Consider the following 18,076-nt stretch of genomic DNA (forward strand, 5'->3'; position numbering starts at 1 on the left):
CATAGATGCCGGGCGCGACTGCCCGACTTATGCATCAACGCCAGGGACGGCCATCGGTTGCGCACCCGAATGAGTGACGCTCCCCCAGGAGTTGGCCCCGGTCTGCTAACGGGAGTTGCGCCACGGCGCCATTGCCCGAAGTCGTCTTGTACGTTCAGCTCGTTTCAGCGCGTCTGACGTGATTTTCACTCCGCGCTCTGTAAAGGTGCCTTCTTGTTTCGGTCTTTGTTTCGTTCTTTCGCGGCGGAGGAGATTGTGCGGTTAGGCGGAATTCGGTGAGCAGTTGATGTGCAAGCGCCTTGGGACCGTTCAAGAGATTGCATTTCTGTAGCTATAGCTGTAGTAGCGACGAGTGGAAAGAGTTGCGCGTGCGGGCACAACGGCACCTTCCCGGGACCGGCTTCACAGCGCTCCATCTCGTACAGCCGGTCGACGGCGGAGTGGCCCGGGTGGTTCTCGATCTGATCGGCGCCCAGCGGAGTGCCGGAGTCCGGACCGTCGTCGCCTGTCCCCCCGGGGGTCCGCTCGCGGAGGCGGCGGCACGGCGGGGGGCCGAGGTCCATCTCTGGCACGCGACACGCGCCCCGGGGCGCGGCCTGCCGGCCGAGGTACGGCAGGTCGAGCGGCTGGTCGAACTGATCCGCCCCGATCTGGTCCACGCCCACAGTGCCAAGGCCGGCCTAGCGGGACGGCTCGCCGTCCGGGGCCGGGTGCCGACGGTCTTCCAGCCGCACGCCTGGTCGTTCGAGGCGGTCGGGGGAGTGACCGGCAGGCTGGCCAGACAGTGGGAGCGGTGGGCGGTCCGGTGGACCGACCGGGTCGTCTGCGTGAGCGAGGCGGAACGGCTCACCGGCGAGCGCGCCGGGATCCGCGCCTCCTGGTCCGTCGTCCACAACGGAGTCGACACCGGCCGGTTCGCGGGCACGTACGCCACCCCGACCGGCACCGACAGCACCTCGACCGGCCCGGGCACCAGCACCGACAGCATCCCTGCCGGTACCGACACCGGGCCCGGCACCACCCTCACCCGCACCGCCGCCCCCGGCCGTGCCGCCGCCCGTGCCTCCCTCCCGCTGCTCGCCACCCTGGAGCCGACCGCTCCGCTCGTGGTGTGCGTCGGACGGCTGTGCAGGCAGAAGGGGCAGGACATCCTCCTGCGGGCCTGGCGGCCGGTCGTACGGCAGATGCCGCAGGCGCGGCTCGTACTCGTCGGGGACGGTCCCGACGCCGACGTGCTGCGCGCCACCGCCCCGCCCTCGGTGCTCTTCGCCGGGGCCGTACCGGACACCGCGCCCTGGTACCGCGCGGCCGATCTCGTTGTCCTGCCGTCCCGTTGGGAGGGCATGGCGGTGGCCCCGCTGGAGGCCATGGCCAGTGGCAGGCCCGTCGTCCTCAGCGATGTGGACGGCGCGCGCGAGAGCCTGCCGCCCGGCCGCGAGACCCTCTGTCTCACCCCGCCCGAGGACCCGCCCGCGCTGGCCGCCGCCGTGAGCACCCTGCTCCGGGACGGGCCGCTGCGCGAAACCATCGGCCGCCAGGGCCGGCAGCACGTACTCAGCACCTATGACGTGCGGCAGACCGCGCAGGCCATCGCGGACGTGTACCGCGAAGTCGCCGCCGTGCCGCGCCCCGAGCGCAGGGAGCCGATCGCCCAGTGACCACGGAAAGCACCAGCGTTCCCCCACCGTCCGGGCCCGCGAGGGCGACGGGACAGCGCCTCGCGCGCGTCCCGATCGCGCCGCCCCGGGACGCCCCCGACCGCGTCGCGCCGCCGCCGCGCCGCCGCCCGCGCGGCCCGCTGGGCTCCGGCCTGCCGCTGCTCGCGGCGGACGCGCTCGCCGCCGTACTGTCCGCCGCCGTGCTCAGCGACGAGGAGCGGGAGGCCGTCCTGGCCGTGCAGCTCGTCGTCTGTGTGACCGTGCTGAACGCGCTCGGCGGGCTCTACCGGCCCGGAGTCGTGCCGTCGGCGCTCGACCAACTGCCCGCGCTGGCCGCCCGTGTCGCCGCGTCGTGGTGCGCCGCCGCGGCCATGCTCGCCGCGTTCCTGCCCGCCCGCACGCTGGGTGTCACGGCGCTGCTCGGCGGCGCCGCCGTACAGCTTGCCGTGGCGTGCTGCGGCCGGTCGCTGGTCCATGCGCGGCGCCGCGCGGTGGCGCGGGGCCGGCTGCGGTCCGCGCTGGTCGTCGGTACGGGGACGGTGGCGCGGCGGCTGACCACGCTGCTCGCGCAGCATCCCGAGTACGGGCTGCGGCCCGTCGGGATCGTCGCGCCGCCGGGGGACGGCGGGCGCGGCGGCGGAGGTACGGACGGTCCGGCGCTGCCGGTGCTGACCTCGGCCGAGGAGATCCACCGGGCCGTCATCCAGAACGGTGTGCGGGAGGCGCTGTTCATCGGCCCGTGGGTCCCCGGTGCCGATTCCGCGGGCTTCCCCGAACCAGACTTCCCCGACGCGGGGTTCGGTGAGCCCGGTTTCCCCGACTCCGACTTTCCCGGCCCTCGCGACCGTACGAACCAGGCTGCGCTCGTCGCGCTGTTCCATGAGTACGGCTGCGCCACCTCGTTCCTCGGTCCCGGCCCCTGGGACACCGCGGCCCCGGCGCCCGGGATGGCCCAGCATCTGTGGGGATACGCCTGGCGCCGGCTGGAGCCGCCCGCCGCTCGCCGTCCCGGTACGGTCGCCAAGCGTCTGCTGGATGTGGTGATCGCCGCGCCCGCGCTGCTGGCCGTCTCTCCGGTGCTGCTGATCTGCGCGCTCGTCGTACGGTTCGGTGACGGCCCCGGCGTGCTGTTCCGCCAGGAGCGTGTCGGCCAGAACGGCCGCCCGTTCACCCTGCTGAAGTTCCGTACGCTGCGCCCGGCCGACGACCATGAGGCCGCCACCCGCTGGAACATCGCCAACGATCTGCGGCTGAGCCCGGTGGGCGGCTTTCTGCGCCGTACCTCCCTCGACGAACTGCCGCAGCTCTGGAACGTCCTGCGCGGCGACATGAGCCTGGTCGGGCCCCGGCCCGAACGCCCCTTCTTCGTCGCCAACTTCAGCAAGACCCACCCCGGTTACGCGGCCAGGCACCGGATGCCCGTCGGCATCACAGGGCTGGCGCAGGTCCACGGGCTGCGCGGGGACACCTCCATCGAGGACCGGTCCCGTTTCGACAACCACTACATCGACCACTGGTCGCTCTGGCAGGACGTCTGCATCCTGCTGCGGACCGCCGTCTCCCTGGTCCGTCCGGCGGGAAGCTGATGACCGCCGACGCCGCCGGGGCCCTGCTGCCCGCCGCCCGCCGCCCGCGCCAGGACGGCCGGGCGGCGGGCAGCGCCGCAGACGGGTGGCGGGGCGCGCTGCGCGGTGCCGTGCGCCGGTCGGGGCCGGTGCTGCCGGCCGTGGCGGTCGTCGCGCTGGTGGCCGTACCGGCGGCTCCCGCCGGGGACGGCTCCGCCGGTACGGGCAGCGTGGCCGACGCGGCCTCGGCGCTGCTCGTCGCGTACTGCCTCGTACGGCTGGCGCGCGAGCGGGCCCGGCCGCTGACCCGTACCGCAGCGCTGGTGCTGGGACTTCCGGTGCTGGGGGTGACCGTCGCCGCGCTGACCTCCGGCGACGCTCCGGCGGCCCTGCCCGGGGTGGCGCGCTATCTGCAGATCTTCGTGCTCGTACCGGCCGCGCTGCTGCTGCTGATCCGTGACCGGCGGGACTTCCGGCTGGTCGCGGGGGCGGTTGTGGCGCTCGCGCTGGTGGAGGGCTCGATCGGGGTGACGCAGTATCTGACCGGCACCGGCGCCTCGTACATGGGCGAGAACATCCGCGCCGTCGGCACCTTCGGGCCCACCGATGTGATGGGCATGGCCACGGTCGTCGCGTACGGACTGGTCATCTGCGTGGGGTACGCGCTGGCTCCCGTACGCAAACCGGGCCCCCGGCGCCGTACGGTCGCGCTCGTCGGCGCCGGGCTGCTGCTCGTACCCCTCGCGCTGTCCTTCAGCCGGGGTGCCTGGATCGCCACGGGCGTCGCGCTCCTGCTCCAGCTCATCGTCTCCGGGGTGCGCAGGGCCGCGGTGGTCGTGCTGGCCGCGGGGGCGCTCGGGGTCGTTCTCGTCGGCGGTCTCGGGATCGGCTCGCAGATGATCAGCGAGCGTCTCAGCAGCATCACCCGGGTCACCGACGCGCCCGACCAGTCCGTCGCCGACCGGTACACGATGTGGGCCGCGGCCACCGACATGTGGCGGGAGCGGCCGGTCACCGGCGTCGGGCTGAAGGGCTTCCCCGCCCACCGCGACAGCCATGCCTCGCTGGGACTCTCGTCCGGCAGCGACACCGCGGGCGCCGGACTCGGCTTCCAGCGGCAGCCACTGCTCTCGCCGCACAACATGTATCTGCTGGTGCTCAGCGAGCAGGGGCTGCTCGGGATCATGGCCCTGGCCGGAAGCTGGGCCGCGCTGCTCGTCCTCGCGCTGAGACGGCTGCCACGGTACGGACGCGGTGGCGGCGGCTGCGCGCTCGTTGTCACAGGGCTGCTGGTCTGGCAGTTCGTGGACTTCGGGTACGCGGACATCGGCGGCCCGTCCACCGTACTGACGGCCGTGATGTTCGGGCTGGCCGCGTGGTGGGCGCTGAGCCCGGACCACGGCCGGCCGGATCCTGCGCGGAACCGCGAGACCGGGAGCGGGGCTGCCGCCGCGTGACCGGTACGAGTCATACGAGTGAGTCGCCACGCCCGCCCACGGTGCCCCGGCAGGCCGGCCACAACGCCCCCTCCTCAGGAGGGTTCCTGGCCAGGGCCGCCTTCCTGACCGCCCTGCTGACCGCCGTCGGCGCGCTCCTCGGTCTGGTACGTGACCAGACCATCGCCCATCTGTACGGCGCGGGCCCCGACACCGATGCCTTCCTCGTCGCCTGGACCGTGCCCGAGGTGGCCGCCACGCTCCTCATCGAGGACGCCATGGCCCTGATCCTCGTACCGGCCTTCAGCCTGGCCCTGGCCCGCAGGGCCGCCGGATCCGCGCCGCCCGGGCAGGATCCCGTACGGCTGCTGCTCCGTACGACCCTGCCCCGGCTCTTCCTCGCCCTCAGCGCGGGCGCCGCCCTGCTGATCGCCGCCGCGCCGTGGGTGGTGGCGGTCCTCGCGCCGGGGCTGCCCGAGCCGGGACTCGCCGTCGACTGCACCCGGCTCACCGCCACCTGCGCACTGACCTTCGGCATGGCCGGGTACTGCAGCGCGGCGCTGCGCGCGCACGGCAGCTTTGTGGCGCCCGCGGTGATCTACGTCGTCTACAACGCGGGCATCATCGCGACGATGCTGGCGGCCGGGGACCGGTGGGGGGTACGGGCCGCCGCCGCCGGGGTCGCGCTCGGCGGGGTGCTGATGGTGCTGGTCCAAGTGCCCTCGCTCTGGCGAAAACTGACAGAACGTCAGAGACAGAGCGACAGCGGGGCGAAGGCCACGCGCACCGGACCGCCCGTCGCGCTCGCGCTCCTCGCGCCCGTGATCGTCTTCGCGCTCAGCAGGCAGTCGCAGGTCCTCATCGAACGGTTCCTGGCGGCGCCGCTGCCCGCCGGCGCGATCTCGCATCTCAACTACGCGCAGAAGGTCGCGCAGATCCCGATGACGCTCTCCATGATGCTGTGCACGGTCACCTTCCCGGTGGTCGCCCGCGCCATGGCGGCAGGGGAGACCGGCCGGGCGCGCCGCCGGGTCGAGCGCGATCTCGCGCTGGCCGGGACGGTCGTCCTGATCGGCGCCGCCACGGTCATCGCCTGCGCGCCGCAGCTCATCGAAGTGCTTTTCCAGCGCGGCGCGTTCGACCCGGCCGACACGGCCGCGACCGCCTCCGTGATGCGGGTGTACGCGCTCGGACTGCTCGGCCACACCCTCGTCGGGGCGCTGGTGCGCTGCTACTTCTCCGCCGCGCGCCCCCTCTGGTTCCCCGCCCTCGCCATGCTCACCGGCCTCGCGCTGACCACCGGCGCGGGCGCCCTGCTGGTACGGGTCTGGGGCGTGCTCGGCATCGCCGCGGCCAACGCCCTCGGCATCACCCTCACCGCCGCCCTGATGCTGCACGGCGTCGGCCGCCACAGCGTGCCCGTCGCCCTCCGGGCCGTCACCGGCGGACTGCTCAAGCTCAGCTCCGCGGCCGCCGCGGCCACCGGCTCCGGCTGGCTCTGCGCGGTCCTGATCCCCTCGCCCGTCCTGGGCACCGCGGCGGCCTGCGCGGCCGTCACCGCGGTGTTCCTGGTCATCGCCCGCGCCCTCGGGGCACCCGGGACCGACACCGTCCTGCGCGCCCTCACCCGCGTTCTTGTCCGCCCCCTCACACGAAAGCTCGCACATGCCCGCTGACACGGAGTCCCCAGGCCCCTTGTGGACAGCCATGTACCACTCCGTCGCCGACACGGCCGACGACCCCTACCAGGTGACCGTCTCCCCGGCCCGTCTCGAACGGCAGCTCGGCTGGCTGCGCCGGCGCGGACTGACCGGCGTCGGCATGGAGCGGCTGCTGCGCGCACGCGCCGAGGGCCGCGGCGCCGGACTCGTCGGGCTGACCTTCGACGACGGGTACGCGGACTTCCTGGACCACGCCGTACCGCTGCTCAGGAAGTACGGGTTCACTGCAACGGTCTTCGTCCTGCCCGGCCGGCTCGGCGGTACGAACGAGTGGGACAGGCCGGGCCCCAGCAAGCCCCTCCTCACCGGGCCCGGTATCCGCGCCGCCCAGGCGGCCGGCATGGAGATCGGCTCCCACGGCCTGCGCCACACCGATCTCACCAAGGCCGACGACGACCTGCTCGCCGCCGAGACCGCCCGGAGCAGGGAGATCCTCCGTACCCTCACCGGCGCCGAGGTGACCGGCTTCTGCTATCCGTACGGCGCGGTCGACACCCGGGTGATCGGTGCCGTACGGGCCGCCGGCTACGCGTACGCCTGCGCCATCAGCCCCGGGCCGCTGACCGGGATGTTCGCCCTGCCCCGGGTCCATGTCGGCGAGAAGGACACCGGACCGCGGCTGCGCCTCAAACACGGACTGCACCGCTGGCGCCGCGAGCCCGTCCCGGCAGCGGACTACGCGGCGTACGCCGGCGCACCGGCCGGACCTGACGGAGGGACGGGCCGGTGAAGGTGCTGCACATCATCACCGGACTCGGCATCGGCGGCGCCGAGCAGCAGCTCCGGCTCCTGCTCCGCAGACTGCCGACCGACAGCGAGGTCATCACGCTGACCAACCCCGGCCCGGTCGCCGAGGGCATCGTCGCCGACGGCGTGCCCGTCACGGACCTCGCCATGGCCGGGAACAAGGACCTCGGCGCGCTGCCACGGCTGACCAGACTGGTCAAGCAGGGGCGGTACGACGTGGTGCACACGCATCTCTACCGGGCCTGTCTGTACGGGCGGTTCGCCGCGCGGCTCGCGGGCGTACGGACCATCGTGGCCACCGAACACTCCCTGGGCGCCGTCCAGATCGAGGGCAGACAGCTCTCCACCAGCGCCCGCTCGCTCTATCTGGCGGGCGAGCGCCTGGGCACCGCGACGGTCGCCGTCTCCGCCACCGTCGCGCGCCGCCTGGAGCGCTGGGGGGTGCGCCGCGACCGTATCCATGTCGTGCCCAACGGCATCGACGTGGGGCGCTTCGCGTACGACGAGGACGCCCGCCGCGCCGCCCGGAGCCGTCTCGGGCTGCCGCAGGACGCCTTTGTGGTGGGCGGTGTCGGCCGGCTCACCGGCAGCAAACGCTTCGACGCGCTCGTACGGGCCGTCGCCGAACTCCCTTACGCGCGGCTGCTCCTGGTCGGCGACGGGCCCGAGCGGGAGCGGCTGCGGCGGCTCGCGGCGGAGCAGGGGGCGGCCGGGCGGGTGCTGCTGCACGGTGCGTGCGAGGACCCGCCACCGGAAGTGAAAACTGACGAGGCATCAGATTCGGGCAGGTCCTCGGGCCTCGACCTGCCTTCCCTGCTCGCCGCCATGGACGTCTTCGTCTCCACCTCCTACGACGAGGCCTTCGGGCTCGCCGTCGTCGAGGCCCTCGCAGCCGGTCTCCCGGTGCTCCATGTCACCTGCCCCGCCCTCCACGACCTGCCTGCCGAAGACGCGCCGGGAGCCCGGCAGATCAGCGGCTCCGTACCCGAACTGGCCGCCGAACTGCGGCGGTTCGAGGGCGCACCGCCGCAACGGCTGCCCGTGCCCCGGGCGGCGCGCCACTACGACATCTCTCACAGCGCCGACCAGTTGATGGCGGTGTACGAGCACGCCGTCCGAGGTACGGCCTCCACCCGAGAAGTGAGTTGCTCATGAACGAGTCGCACCAGTCGAGTCCTCCGCGGCGCCGGGCCGCGCGGCGCACCCCGGTGGCGGCGAGGCTGAAGGCGCTGCCGGTCTGGGCGGTCGTACCGGCGACGGCGCTGGCCGGGGCGCTGGCCGGGGGCGCGTACGGGCTGCTCCGTACCCCCGAGTACTCCGCGACCAGCTATGTCCTCGTCGTACCGACCGAGAAGGCGGACCCGGCGGCGGCGCTCGGGTTCGCGACGGCGTACGGGCGGATCGCCTCGCATGTGGCGCTGCTCGGGGACGCGCCGGTCTGGGCCGGGGTGTCGGCGCGGACCCTCAAGGAGAGCGTGCGGACGGCGACTTCGCCGGACGCGCCGATGATCTCGGTGACGGCGACCTCGCCCGAGGCGTCGACCGCGGTGAACATGGCGGACGGGGTGGCGCGCTCGCTGGTCGTCAACGGCTCGCATCTGCAGAGCAGTACGAACGTACGGGTCATCCAGTTCTCGCGGGCGGTCGCGCCGATGAGCCCGGTCTCGGTGTCCGCGCCGCTGGCGGCCCTGGTGGGGGCCGGGGCGGGCGGGCTGCTCGGCGGGCTCGGGCTGCTGGTACGGCCGGGGCGGCGGACCGGGCAGCAGGTGCACGCGACGGTGCCGGCCCCGGCGGCGGCACCCGAGCCGCAGCCGGGGTCCAAGTCGCGGACGGAGGCGGTCTGATGGCCGCCGAACCGAGGCCCGGAACGGCCGTGTCCCCGACCCCGACCGCGGCCCGCCCGGGCCCCTCCGTACCCCCCGCATCCCCGGTGCCGGCCAAGGCGCCCAAGCCGGCCGGCGTACCGGCCGGGCCGACCCCCGCGTCCCCCGCATCGCCTGTGCCGCCCAAGCCGTCCCGCGCGGCCTCCGCCCCGCTGGTCTCCGCCACTCCCACCGCGCCCGCCGCCTCCTCCGGCGCTTCCGGCGTGTCCGGCGCTTTTGTCTCGGGGCCTGCCTTCACCACCGAGCTGTGCCGGGACATCGGCCGCTTCGGCGCGCTCGGGCCCGCCTGGCAGGCGCTGCACCGCCGGTGCCGTACCGCCACCCCCTTCCAGAGCCACGCCTGGCTGCACTCCTGGTGGCAGTCGTACGGCACACCGGGACGGCTGCGGATCGTGCTCGTACGCCGGGCGGGGCAGCTCGTCGCGGCGGCGCCGCTGATGCTGGTCCACCGTCCGGTCCCGGTCCTCGTACCGCTCGGCGGGACCATCTCCGACTTCTCCGACGTCCTGCTCGACGACGGCTGCCCCGACGCCGCCGCGTCCGCGCTGGCCAGGGCCCTCAAGGGCGCTGCCCGTACGGCGGTGATCGATCTGCGCGAGGTACGGCCGGGTGCCGCGGCGGAGCGTCTCTACTCCTGCTGGAACGGGCCGCGCAGGCAGCTCGCCGACTCGCTCTGTCTGGAACTGCCCGCCGTCCCCATGGACGAGCTGCTCGGCAGGCTCGCCTCCTCCCGCGCCCAGCGCTTCCGCGCGAAGCTGCGCAAGCTGGACTCGCTCGGGATCGAGGAGCGGGTGGTGCCGGAGGGCGAGATCCCCGTCGCGGTCGCGCGGCTGCTGGAGCTGCACCGGCGCCAGTGGCAGGGCCGCGGGGTCACCCCCGAGCATCTCTCCGCCCGGTTCGCGGACCACCTCACCCGCGCGGTCGGCGCGATGGCCGGGTGCGGGGACGCGCGGGTCACCGAGTTCCTGCTCGGCGGGGAGGTGGTCGCCGCGGATCTGACCCTGATGTCGGGGCAGCTCGCGGGCGGCTATCTGTACGGGGCCGATCCGGTCCTCCGCGCCAAGAAGGTGGATGTGGCCACGATGCTGCTGCGGAGCGGGGCCCGCCGGATCAGCGGGAGCGGGCGCGCCGCGCTGAGCATGCTGCGCGGCAACGAGCCGTACAAGCACCACTGGCGCCCGGACACCGTTCACAACCGGCGCTTCCTGCTGTGCCGGCCGTATCTGGAGCCCTCGATGCTGCTGCTGACCGGGCGCGCGGCGGCCCGGGGGAGGGCCGCCGCGCTGGTCAAGCGGCTGCGAAAGGCATGAGGCCGCCGGGGCGGCCGCGCTTCAGGAGCCCAGCCGCCGCCACCAGTCCAGCGGGATGCAGACCTTCCCGCCCAGCCATTTCTCGATCCACGGGCCGAGGTCCATCGGCGTACAGGCGGGCCGGCCGGGCGCCGGTGTCGAAGGCGATGTCGGTACCGGTGTGGGCGCTGGGGTCGGCGTCGGAGTGGGCGTGGGTGCCGGACTGGGTGTCGGCGCGGGTGTCGGCGCCGGTTCCGGCACGCGGCCGTAGAGCATGGACCGGTACACCTTCGACGATTCGGGATTCTGCTCGCACTGCCATACGCCGTGCGGACAGTAGTCGGTGACGGTGTTGTAGAGCGGCTTGTACGTGTCGATCCACTGGAGCATGCCCCGCATGTATTCGGGGTTGTCACCATTGCGGAAGAGACCCCACTCCGGATAGGAGATCACCTTTCCATGCGCGGCGGCGAAGTCCACATGGTCCTGGAGTCCGTACGGTTCGTCGACCTGTTCCCGGAAGGTCCGGCCCGGCGGCTGGTCGTACGAATCCATGCCGATGATGTCGACGACATCGTCGCCCGGATAACACGAGGTCCAGGGAACGGCGTCGCGGCCGCGGTTGGGGGCGAAATCGAAACGGAAATTCTGGCCCGGCACGGCGCGCATGGTGGTGACAATGCGGCGCCAGTACATTTTCCACGCCGCCGGGGCGGGCCCGCAGCGATGGGTGTACGTCGCCCCGTTCATCTCCCAGCCCAGCACGATCACCGTATCGGGAACACCGAGCCCGACCAGCCGTCGCGCCAAGGCGCTGAAATGCTCGTCGTACCGGCCCGCCGCGCCTTTGTACAGCTCACGGCGGACGACCGAGTCCCTGACATGGTCCTCGTTGCGCTCCAGCATGGGAACGTTGAGTACGAACAGCCGGTCGTCCCTGGCCTTTCGCCACTCGGCCCACTGCTCCAGGAAATCCGGGGCGCCCTCGATGTTGGACCACAGGTCCCCGGGGAGATAGGTGTGCCCGACGCGGACATCCGCACCGCCGAGCCATTTCTTGAGCGCGGGAATGCGCTCGATGCCTTTGGGGCCGTAGTCGAGATAGGCGCCCATCGCGGGCGAGGGCGCCTGCGGCGGTTTGCGCCCGCCCGTACGGTCCGGATCTGGCGGGCTGTCAGGATCGGCCAGTACCGCGCCCGAGGAAAGGAGGGCGGCCGTGACCACACCCAGGCACGCGACCGTCATCCTTCTGCGGCGGGGTCGTTGGAACATGTACGCGCTCCTTGCGAGTCGGGACCACTTCCGCGGCCACGGATGGTCACGCTCGCTCAAAAGTATTTCTAATAAGCCGAATGGGAACCCGGTCCGGTACTCCAGTAGTCCGTCCGTGCTTTTCATCCCCCGCTTGGGCCATCGCATTGGGCCATCGAATTGAAGGACACACCACCGTGCCGAGCTTGGACACCCGCGTTCCCGCCGTACTGCTGAGGCTCGACCAGAACCCGTTCCACCACGGGACGCTGGGCGCCGTCCGGTCCCTCGGCCGGGCCGGGATCGAGGTGCACGCGGTGGTCGAGGCGGCGCGCGGGCCCGTGGGGCACTCCCGCTATCTGCGCCATACGCATCCACGGCCCGACGGCTGCCGGGATCTGGCGGACATTCAGCGACTGCTACTAGGTGTCTCGGACCGGCTCGGCACCCCGGCGGTGCTCATTCCCATGGACGATCTGAGCGCGATCGCCGTGGGACGGCTGCAGACCTGTCTGACCGGCCGTTATCTGCTGCCTGAGCAGCCGTCAGGACTGCCCGAGCGGGTCGCTGACAAGGCGGAGCTGGTGGGGATCTGCCGGGATCTGGGCATCGCCCACCCGAGGACGGTGATCCCCGGCTGCGCGGCGGAGGCGGCGACGGCCGCGCGGACGCTGGGGCTGCCGGTGGTGGCGAAGTGGAGCAGACCGTGGCTGCTTCCGGAGGCGGGCGGGCTGCGCAGCACCCAGCTCGTACGCTCCGCGCGCGAGGCCGGCGAACTGTACGGGCGGAGCGCCGAGGCGGGCAGCCGGCTGCTGCTCCAGGAGTTCCTGCCGCACGGCCGGGGCCTCGACTGGTTCTTCCACGGATACAGCGGGGGCGGCGGCGAGTGCCTGGTCGGGGCGGCGGGCCGCAAGGACCGGTCCTGGCCGGCCGGGGCGGGGCTGACCGCGGTGGGCACCTGGCTGCCCAATCCGGCGGTCGAGCGGACGGCCCGTCAGATGGTCGCGGCGCTCGGCTACCGGGGGATCCTCGATCTCGACTTCCGCCGTGACACCGCGACCGGCGCCTACCACCTGCTGGACTTCAACCCCCGGCCCGGCGCGCAGTTCCGGCTCTTCACCGACCGGGCGGGCACCGATGTCGTACGGGCGCTCCATCTCGACCTGACCGGCAGGACCGTCCCGGCGCAGACCGCGGCGCACGGCAGGACGTTCATGGTGGAGAACTACGCGCTGCTGTCCGCCCTCACGGCCCTGCCCTCCGGCCGCGCGGACGGATCCCGCAGGACGGGGTCCGTGGAGACGGCGTGGTTCGCGCCGGACGATCCCTCGCCCGCGTACGCCATGGCCGTCGCCTGGGGACTGCACGCGGTACGGCGGGGACAGCGCGGGCTCGGGCGCGGCCTGGAGCGGGCGCTCGGGCGCGGTGCGGGCGGGCGGCGTACGGGCGAGCCGGGGCAGCGCGAACCGGTGCTGCCGCGGACGAGCCCGGTGATCCGCCCGCCGCGCGGGCGCAGCCCGGAGTCCACCACTCCGGGCGCCGCGGTCCCGCACGGGTCCGGATGACCCGCGGCCGCGGGGCGGCGGACCGTACCCGCGGATCGCCACGCAGGACCGGCTCGCGGACCGCCCGGCCCGGCAGACCGGCCTCGCAGACCAACCGACCGACCCGACTGATCACTCCGACACTGACCACTCCGGCCGACCCCCGGCTACCGACCCCGGCACAGAGAGCGGGACACATGATGCACGACCTGGCAGTGGTGGGCGCAGGCCCCTATGGACTCTCCATCGCCGCGCACGCCGCGGCGGCCGGACTCGATCTGCGGGTGTTCGGCAGGCCGATGGCCTCCTGGCGGGACCACATGCCGCCCGGGATGTTCCTCAAGTCCGAACCCTGGGCGTCGAATCTGTCCGACCCGAGAGGAGCCTTCGGCCTCGCCGACTACGCGGCGACCCAGGGGGTGGAGGTCCGGCACGGAGTTCCGCTGCCGGTCGGCTTCTTCGCCTCGTACGGGCTGTGGTTCGCGGAGCGCGCGGCCCCGCCGGTCGACGAGCGGATGATCACGGCCGTACGGCCCTGCCCCGGCGGATTCCGGCTCTCCACCGAGGACGGCGAGAGCGTCCTCGCCCGTACGGTCGCGCTCGCGATCGGTGTGATGCCGTTCATCGACATCCCCGGGCCGCTGCTCGCGCTGACCGCCGAGCACGTCTCGCACAGCAGCCATCACGCGGATCTGACGCGCTTCAAGGGGCGGGACGTCACCGTCATCGGCGCGGGCCAGGCGGCCCTGGAGACCGCCGCGCTCCTCGCCGAGCAGGGCACCACCGTCAGGGTGGTCGCCCGGTCGGGACAGTTGAACTGGAACACCCTGCCGCCGCCCCTGCGCCGCCCCCTCAGGGAGACGGTCCGTCAGCCGCACACCGGACTGGGCTGCGGCTGGAAGAACTGGCTGTACGCGGAGTCGCCCGGCCTCTTCCGCCGGCTGCCCGCCGCGACCCGGGCGCGCGTCTTCACCTCGGCACTGGGTCCGGCGGGCGCGTGGTGGCTGCGGGAGCGCTTCGAGTCCGCGGTGGAGGCGGGTCTCGGCGAGAGCGTGGCCAACGCGGACCCGGTGGACGACGGGCGCGTACGGCTCGAACTGGTCTCCATCGCGGGCCGGGTACGGGTCGTCGAGACGGACCATGTGATCGCGGCCACCGGATTCACCCCGGGTCTCGAACGGCTCGGTGTGCTCGACTCCGGCCTGCGGGCCACCCTCACCACGGTCCGCCCCAGCAGCGCGCCCGAGGCGAGCCCGCTCTTCGAGTCCTCGCACCCCGGGCTGTTCCTGGCCGGGCTGCTGAGCGCGCCGTCGTTCGGCCCGTCGATGCGGTTCGTGTACGGAGCGGCCTACACGGCGGAGCGGCTGGTGCACGGGGTACGGCGGCGGCTCGGGGCCCGGGGCGGAGCAGGCGGCGCAGTGGCCGAGGCCCCGGTGGGCGGATCGCTCGGTACGGTCCGGCAGCGGCAGGCGTCCGGGGCGGACCGCTCACCGGAGCCGACAACGGCCGGGAAATCACAGCTCTCCTGACGAGCTGTCAGCTCTCGGTTTCACTTGGAAACGCCTCGGCCGGGAGAATCCCCGTGATTCTCCCGGCCGGAGGGCGCTACTTCGGTCAGCGGCGGGCGGCGGTGCCGCGCCGGTAGAGGATCCCGCCCCCGAGCAGCAGACCCGCGCTGATCGCCGCCAGGGCGAACAGGTTGGTGTCGCTGCCGGTGGACGCGAGCGTGATGGTCTCGGAGGTGGTGGCCGCGCCGGGGTGCTCGGCGGGGGTGGCCGAGCCCGGAGTGGCCGAGCCCGGAGTGGTCCGGTCTCCAGGAGGCGCGGCGGGTCCGAAGGGCCCGGACGGCTCTGTGGTCCGGCCGTCGGGCGGCGTGGAGCCCTCAGGGGTCTCGGGTGCCTGGGGTGTCTCGGGACCGCCCGGAGCCTCGGGACCGCCGGGCGCCTCGGGGTTCTGGGGCGGCGCCTCGGTCTCGGGGCCTTCGTGGGCGCCGGGGCCCTCCGGGCCTTCGTGGTGGGCGGCCTGCGGCGGGTTGTTGGCGCAGCCGTTGCCGAAGGCCGGGTTGAGGAGACCGACCAGGTTGGCCGAGTTGCCGCAGGCGTTCACCGGGACGTCGAGGGGCGCCTGAAGGGCATTGCCCGAGCCCACGCCCGGCGACCCCTTCGCGATGGCACTGGCACTGGAGCCGGAGGGCTTGCCGTACGAGCCGTGCGAGCCATGCAGACCGTGAGAGGCGCCCGGACCGGCCTGGCCGTGCGGGCCCTGAGCCTCGTGGGAATCCCGTCCGGGGGCGTGGTCCGGGGCGTGGGCGCCCGGCGGCGTACGGTCGTCGCCGTGCTCGGGCGCCGGGTGCCGGTCATGCGCCGGGGCCCCGTGCGGGGCCGGATGTCTCGCGGCGCCCGATCCGTTGGCACAGGCGTTGCCGAAAGCGGGATTGCCCGCCCCGACGACATCCGCGGTGTTCCCGCAGACGTTGACAGGGACCTCGATGGGTACCTGAACACTGTTGCCCGACAGCACTCCCGGTGATCCGGCGGCCACCACGTCGCCCTCCACCGCGATGGCATAACCACCGCCGATGGCCAGCACGCCCGACGCCGCCGCGGCGGTGAGCAGCCCCTTGCTGATGCGGTCTCGCATTTCTCTTTTCTCCTCCTGCTGTGACTTCGGGACCGACTGAGACCGGTCCCGAAGCAGGGAGAACCCCATGCTCCGGGACCGGACGGGGAAGCGTCAGTCGGCGTTGACGCAGGTGTTGCCGAAGGCCGGGTTCAGCAGGGCGAGGATGTCGACGGTGTTGCCGCACAGGTTGATCGGTACGTGAATGGGCACCTGGATGGCATTGCCCGAGAGGACGCCAGGGGAACCGACTGCGGCCGCTTCGGCCTCGGCGTCGGCCATGGCCGGGGCGGCAGCGCCCATCGTCATGAGCAGACCTGCGACGATGGTTGCGGCCTTCTTGCACTTCATCGTGAGCCCTTTCCGCAGCGGCGAATTCGTCCGCACGACTGTCGTGGCACGCGGGCATCGATTTCTCGGCCCGCACGTCCGCTGCTGGAACTCCAACGATGAGGCGCGCGGCAAGGAAACTGTCCTGTTTTATGGCTTTCGCTGGTTCACTCGAATGCCGCGCGAAGGGATTCCGGGGCTTTTTCGTTTCTGCCCGGCGGGCGTCCGCAGGGAATAAGGGACGGGCCGGCCGGGGCACCGTCGCCCCGGCCGGCCCGTCGGCCCGGAGCGTCGTCCGGGCGGTGGCAGGCGGTACCGGTCAGTGGTTGCCGGTGCCGTTCCCGGACAGGACCGGGATGTCGTCCAGGATGTGCGACAGCGGCTCGTCGCCCTTGGCCTGGGTGGAGTTCTCCGCGCACTGCTGGTTCTGCGGCGACGACAGGACATTGACGTCCTGGACCGTGACCGGGATGAGGCCGATGAGAGAGCCGGCGTTGACCTTGACGGGCACACCGAGGCAGAGCTTGTTCAGCGAGCCCTGGACCAGTTCGAGCTGCGGGCTCATCTTGCCGTGGGTGGAGGAGTTCCCGAAGGCCTGCTTGGCACCGTTGCCGCTGAACGACGTGGTGCCGTGGTCGTCGCCGATGGCGAGCGCGGTGGGCGCCGCCGCAGCCGACATGCCGACCACGGAGGCGGCGACGGCGGCGCCGGCCATAATCTTCTTGATCACGATGGGTTCCTTTTCTCAGGAAATGCAGGTGGGGCGACCTGGACAACCGCGCGTCAGCGGTTTGGTTCCGCTGCTTCACCCGATCGGCTAGTTGATCACCGGTAATAGACCATTGGGGTGAAGCGCCAGAACCAAACACACGGTGGGAAGTTGCTCAGGGGGCTCCGCAGTCTTGGGGCATCCGTCAGAAGGGGACTCATCGTGATGATCAAGAAGGTCATGGCCGGTGCGGCTGTCGCCGCCTCTGCCGTCGGCTTTTCGGCCGCCGCCGCTCCGCAGGCATTGGCCGTCGGCAACGACAATGGCACCACGTCGTTCAGCGGCAACGACGCCTGGCAGGCCTATGGCAACTCGGCGACGTACGGCCACATGAGCCCGCAGATGGCGCTCATCCAGGGCTCGCTCAACAAGCCTTGCATCGGTCTGCCCGCCAAGCTGAACGCCGGCTCTCTCATCGGTCTCATCCCGGTCTCGGTCCAGGACATCAATGTCCTGTCGTCGCCGCAGAACCAGCAGTGTGTCGAGAACTCCACCCAGGCGAAGGGCGATGAGCCGCTGTCGCACATCCTGGACAACATCCCGATCCTGTCCGGCAATGGCACGGGCAACCACTGAGAAATCGGCCGGCCGGCCGGACCGTCGCTGAAATCCCGCGGCGGTCCGGTCTTTTTCGCTGTTAATGCGATACGCCGTTCGAGGGAACGGCCGCAACCATTCCGTCCATCGGCGGGTTGAACAATCGGACTCCACCGGTGGGGTCCGACTTTCCGGAAAGGCATTTACATGAAGAAGCTGTGGGCAACCGCCGCGGTAGCGGCCACGATCGTCGGGGCGTCCGCCGCGGCCGTGTCGCCGGCCCTGGCGATCGGTGACGACCATGGCACCACGTCGTTCAGCGGCAACGGTGCCGAGCAGGCCTTCGGCAACTCCTCCACCAAGGGCGACATGAGCCCGCAGCTCGGCCTGGTCCAGGGCTCGCTGAACAAGCCCTGCGTCGGTCTGCCGATCAAGGCCAACCTGGGCTCTCTCATCGGCGCCATCCCGGTCACGGTCCAGGACATCAATGTCCTGTCGTCGCCGCAGAACCAGCAGTGTGTCGAGAACTCGACCCAGGCCAAGGGCGACGAGCCGCTGTCGCACATCCTGGACGACATCCCGATCCTGTCCGGGAACGGTGCCAACAACCGCTGACGCCCATCTCGGAGGCCCGGGGGGGGGGGGAGACAGGGAAGGGAGCCGCTTTTTTTTTGTTTTGGGGGTCGGGGGGTTGCCCGTTGGGAACACGGAGATGGACGGGCCCCCC

At 72.4% G+C, this 18,076-nt stretch carries 16 protein-coding genes; 12 read left to right on the forward strand and 4 right to left on the reverse strand.

Going from position 1 to position 18,076, the window contains the following annotated elements; genetic code table 11:
* Nucleotides 1-368 precede the first annotated feature (368 nt).
* From ACFU9P_RS24510 to ACFU9P_RS24545, 8 genes are read left to right on the forward strand one after another with little or no spacing between them, the layout of a single operon-like run.
* On the forward strand, nt 369-1,658 hold the full coding sequence (locus tag ACFU9P_RS24510; protein ID WP_384084419.1) for a glycosyltransferase family 4 protein: 1,290 nt from the start codon (nt 369-371) through the stop codon (nt 1,656-1,658).
* Nucleotides 1,655-3,244, forward strand: a complete 1,590-nt coding sequence (locus ACFU9P_RS24515; RefSeq protein ID WP_376377636.1) for a sugar transferase — start codon at nt 1,655-1,657, stop codon at nt 3,242-3,244. The genes ACFU9P_RS24510 and ACFU9P_RS24515 overlap by 4 nt, the downstream gene beginning before the upstream one ends.
* Nucleotides 3,244-4,680 (forward strand): O-antigen ligase family protein, encoded by a 1,437-nt coding sequence (locus ACFU9P_RS24520; protein ID WP_376377638.1) that lies wholly within the window; start codon nt 3,244-3,246, stop codon nt 4,678-4,680. The genes ACFU9P_RS24515 and ACFU9P_RS24520 overlap by 1 nt, the downstream gene beginning before the upstream one ends.
* On the forward strand, nt 4,677-6,335 hold the full coding sequence (locus tag ACFU9P_RS24525; protein ID WP_376377640.1) for a lipid II flippase MurJ: 1,659 nt from the start codon (nt 4,677-4,679) through the stop codon (nt 6,333-6,335). Before ACFU9P_RS24520 ends, ACFU9P_RS24525 begins: the two co-directional genes overlap by 4 nt.
* Before the next feature lie 31 nt (nt 6,336-6,366).
* A complete protein-coding gene (locus tag ACFU9P_RS24530) occupies nt 6,367-7,110 on the forward strand; it encodes a polysaccharide deacetylase family protein (protein ID WP_376377642.1) in 744 nt (247 codons plus the stop codon).
* A complete protein-coding gene (locus ACFU9P_RS24535) occupies nt 7,107-8,282 on the forward strand; it encodes a glycosyltransferase (protein WP_376377644.1) in 1,176 nt (391 codons plus the stop codon). The genes ACFU9P_RS24530 and ACFU9P_RS24535 overlap by 4 nt, the downstream gene beginning before the upstream one ends.
* Nucleotides 8,279-8,971: a lipopolysaccharide biosynthesis protein gene (locus ACFU9P_RS24540; protein WP_376377646.1), complete on the forward strand. Its 693-nt coding sequence runs from the start codon at nt 8,279-8,281 to the stop codon at nt 8,969-8,971. The genes ACFU9P_RS24535 and ACFU9P_RS24540 overlap by 4 nt, the downstream gene beginning before the upstream one ends.
* Nucleotides 8,971-10,320 carry a GNAT family N-acetyltransferase gene (locus tag ACFU9P_RS24545; RefSeq protein WP_384084425.1) on the forward strand — a complete coding sequence of 450 codons (1,350 nt, stop codon included), beginning with the start codon at nt 8,971-8,973 and terminating at the stop codon, nt 10,318-10,320. The genes ACFU9P_RS24540 and ACFU9P_RS24545 overlap by 1 nt, the downstream gene beginning before the upstream one ends.
* A gap of 21 nt (nt 10,321-10,341) precedes the next feature.
* On the opposite strand, the gene ACFU9P_RS24550 is transcribed toward ACFU9P_RS24545, so the two are convergent.
* Complete coding sequence (locus ACFU9P_RS24550) at nt 10,342-11,571, reverse strand: glycoside hydrolase family 26 protein (protein WP_384084428.1); 1,230 nt, start codon at nt 11,569-11,571, stop codon at nt 10,342-10,344.
* Nucleotides 11,572-11,747: 176 nt separating this feature from the next.
* Here ACFU9P_RS24550 and ACFU9P_RS24555 point away from each other — a divergent pair, with 176 nt between their 5' ends.
* Together ACFU9P_RS24555 and ACFU9P_RS24560 are read left to right on the forward strand one after the other, a co-directional pair.
* A complete protein-coding gene (locus ACFU9P_RS24555; RefSeq protein ID WP_384084431.1) occupies nt 11,748-13,115 on the forward strand; it encodes an ATP-grasp domain-containing protein in 1,368 nt (455 codons plus the stop codon).
* Nucleotides 13,116-13,294: 179 nt separating this feature from the next.
* Nucleotides 13,295-14,623, forward strand: a complete 1,329-nt coding sequence (locus ACFU9P_RS24560; protein ID WP_384084783.1) for an NAD(P)-binding domain-containing protein — start codon at nt 13,295-13,297, stop codon at nt 14,621-14,623.
* Between the two features lie 85 nt (nt 14,624-14,708).
* On the opposite strand, the gene ACFU9P_RS24565 is transcribed toward ACFU9P_RS24560, so the two are convergent.
* The 3 genes from ACFU9P_RS24565 to ACFU9P_RS24575 all read right to left on the reverse strand — a co-directional run bounded on the left by ACFU9P_RS24565 (nt 14,709) and on the right by ACFU9P_RS24575 (nt 16,773).
* A complete protein-coding gene (locus ACFU9P_RS24565; protein ID WP_384084434.1) occupies nt 14,709-15,734 on the reverse strand; it encodes a chaplin in 1,026 nt (341 codons plus the stop codon).
* A gap of 93 nt (nt 15,735-15,827) precedes the next feature.
* Complete coding sequence (locus ACFU9P_RS24570) at nt 15,828-16,064, reverse strand: chaplin (RefSeq protein WP_376377656.1); 237 nt, start codon at nt 16,062-16,064, stop codon at nt 15,828-15,830.
* A gap of 298 nt (nt 16,065-16,362) precedes the next feature.
* A complete protein-coding gene (locus ACFU9P_RS24575) occupies nt 16,363-16,773 on the reverse strand; it encodes a rodlin (RefSeq protein ID WP_376377659.1) in 411 nt (136 codons plus the stop codon).
* 204 nt (nt 16,774-16,977) lie between these two features.
* Between ACFU9P_RS24575 and ACFU9P_RS24580 the strand changes: the two genes are divergently transcribed.
* Nucleotides 16,978-17,388 carry a rodlin gene (locus tag ACFU9P_RS24580; protein WP_376377688.1) on the forward strand — a complete coding sequence of 137 codons (411 nt, stop codon included), beginning with the start codon at nt 16,978-16,980 and terminating at the stop codon, nt 17,386-17,388.
* A 168-nt stretch (nt 17,389-17,556) separates the two neighbouring features.
* Nucleotides 17,557-17,964: a rodlin gene (locus ACFU9P_RS24585; RefSeq protein ID WP_376377661.1), complete on the forward strand. Its 408-nt coding sequence runs from the start codon at nt 17,557-17,559 to the stop codon at nt 17,962-17,964.
* The last annotated feature ends 112 nt before the right edge of the window (nt 17,965-18,076 follow it).

The sequence above is a fragment of the Streptomyces sp. NPDC057617 genome, from assembly GCF_042800555.1.
GTDB lineage: Bacteria > Actinomycetota > Actinomycetes > Streptomycetales > Streptomycetaceae > Streptomyces.

Excerpts from the sequence above, each read along its gene's own strand:
- ACFU9P_RS24520 (WP_376377638.1), top strand. The coding sequence starts at position 3,244 with ATGACCGCCGACGCCGCCGGGGCCCTGCTGCCCGCCGCCCGCCGCCCG.
- ACFU9P_RS24530 (WP_376377642.1), top strand. The coding sequence starts at position 6,367 with ATGTACCACTCCGTCGCCGACACGGCCGACGACCCCTACCAGGTGACC.
- ACFU9P_RS24540 (WP_376377646.1), top strand. The coding sequence starts at position 8,279 with ATGAACGAGTCGCACCAGTCGAGTCCTCCGCGGCGCCGGGCCGCGCGG.
- ACFU9P_RS24545 (WP_384084425.1), top strand. The coding sequence starts at position 8,971 with ATGGCCGCCGAACCGAGGCCCGGAACGGCCGTGTCCCCGACCCCGACC.
- ACFU9P_RS24550 (WP_384084428.1), bottom strand. The coding sequence starts at position 11,571 with ATGTTCCAACGACCCCGCCGCAGAAGGATGACGGTCGCGTGCCTGGGT.
- ACFU9P_RS24560 (WP_384084783.1), top strand. The coding sequence starts at position 13,295 with ATGCACGACCTGGCAGTGGTGGGCGCAGGCCCCTATGGACTCTCCATC.
- ACFU9P_RS24565 (WP_384084434.1), bottom strand. The coding sequence starts at position 15,734 with ATGCGAGACCGCATCAGCAAGGGGCTGCTCACCGCCGCGGCGGCGTCG.
- ACFU9P_RS24570 (WP_376377656.1), bottom strand. The coding sequence starts at position 16,064 with ATGAAGTGCAAGAAGGCCGCAACCATCGTCGCAGGTCTGCTCATGACG.
- ACFU9P_RS24580 (WP_376377688.1), top strand. The coding sequence starts at position 16,978 with ATGATCAAGAAGGTCATGGCCGGTGCGGCTGTCGCCGCCTCTGCCGTC.
- ACFU9P_RS24585 (WP_376377661.1), top strand. The coding sequence starts at position 17,557 with ATGAAGAAGCTGTGGGCAACCGCCGCGGTAGCGGCCACGATCGTCGGG.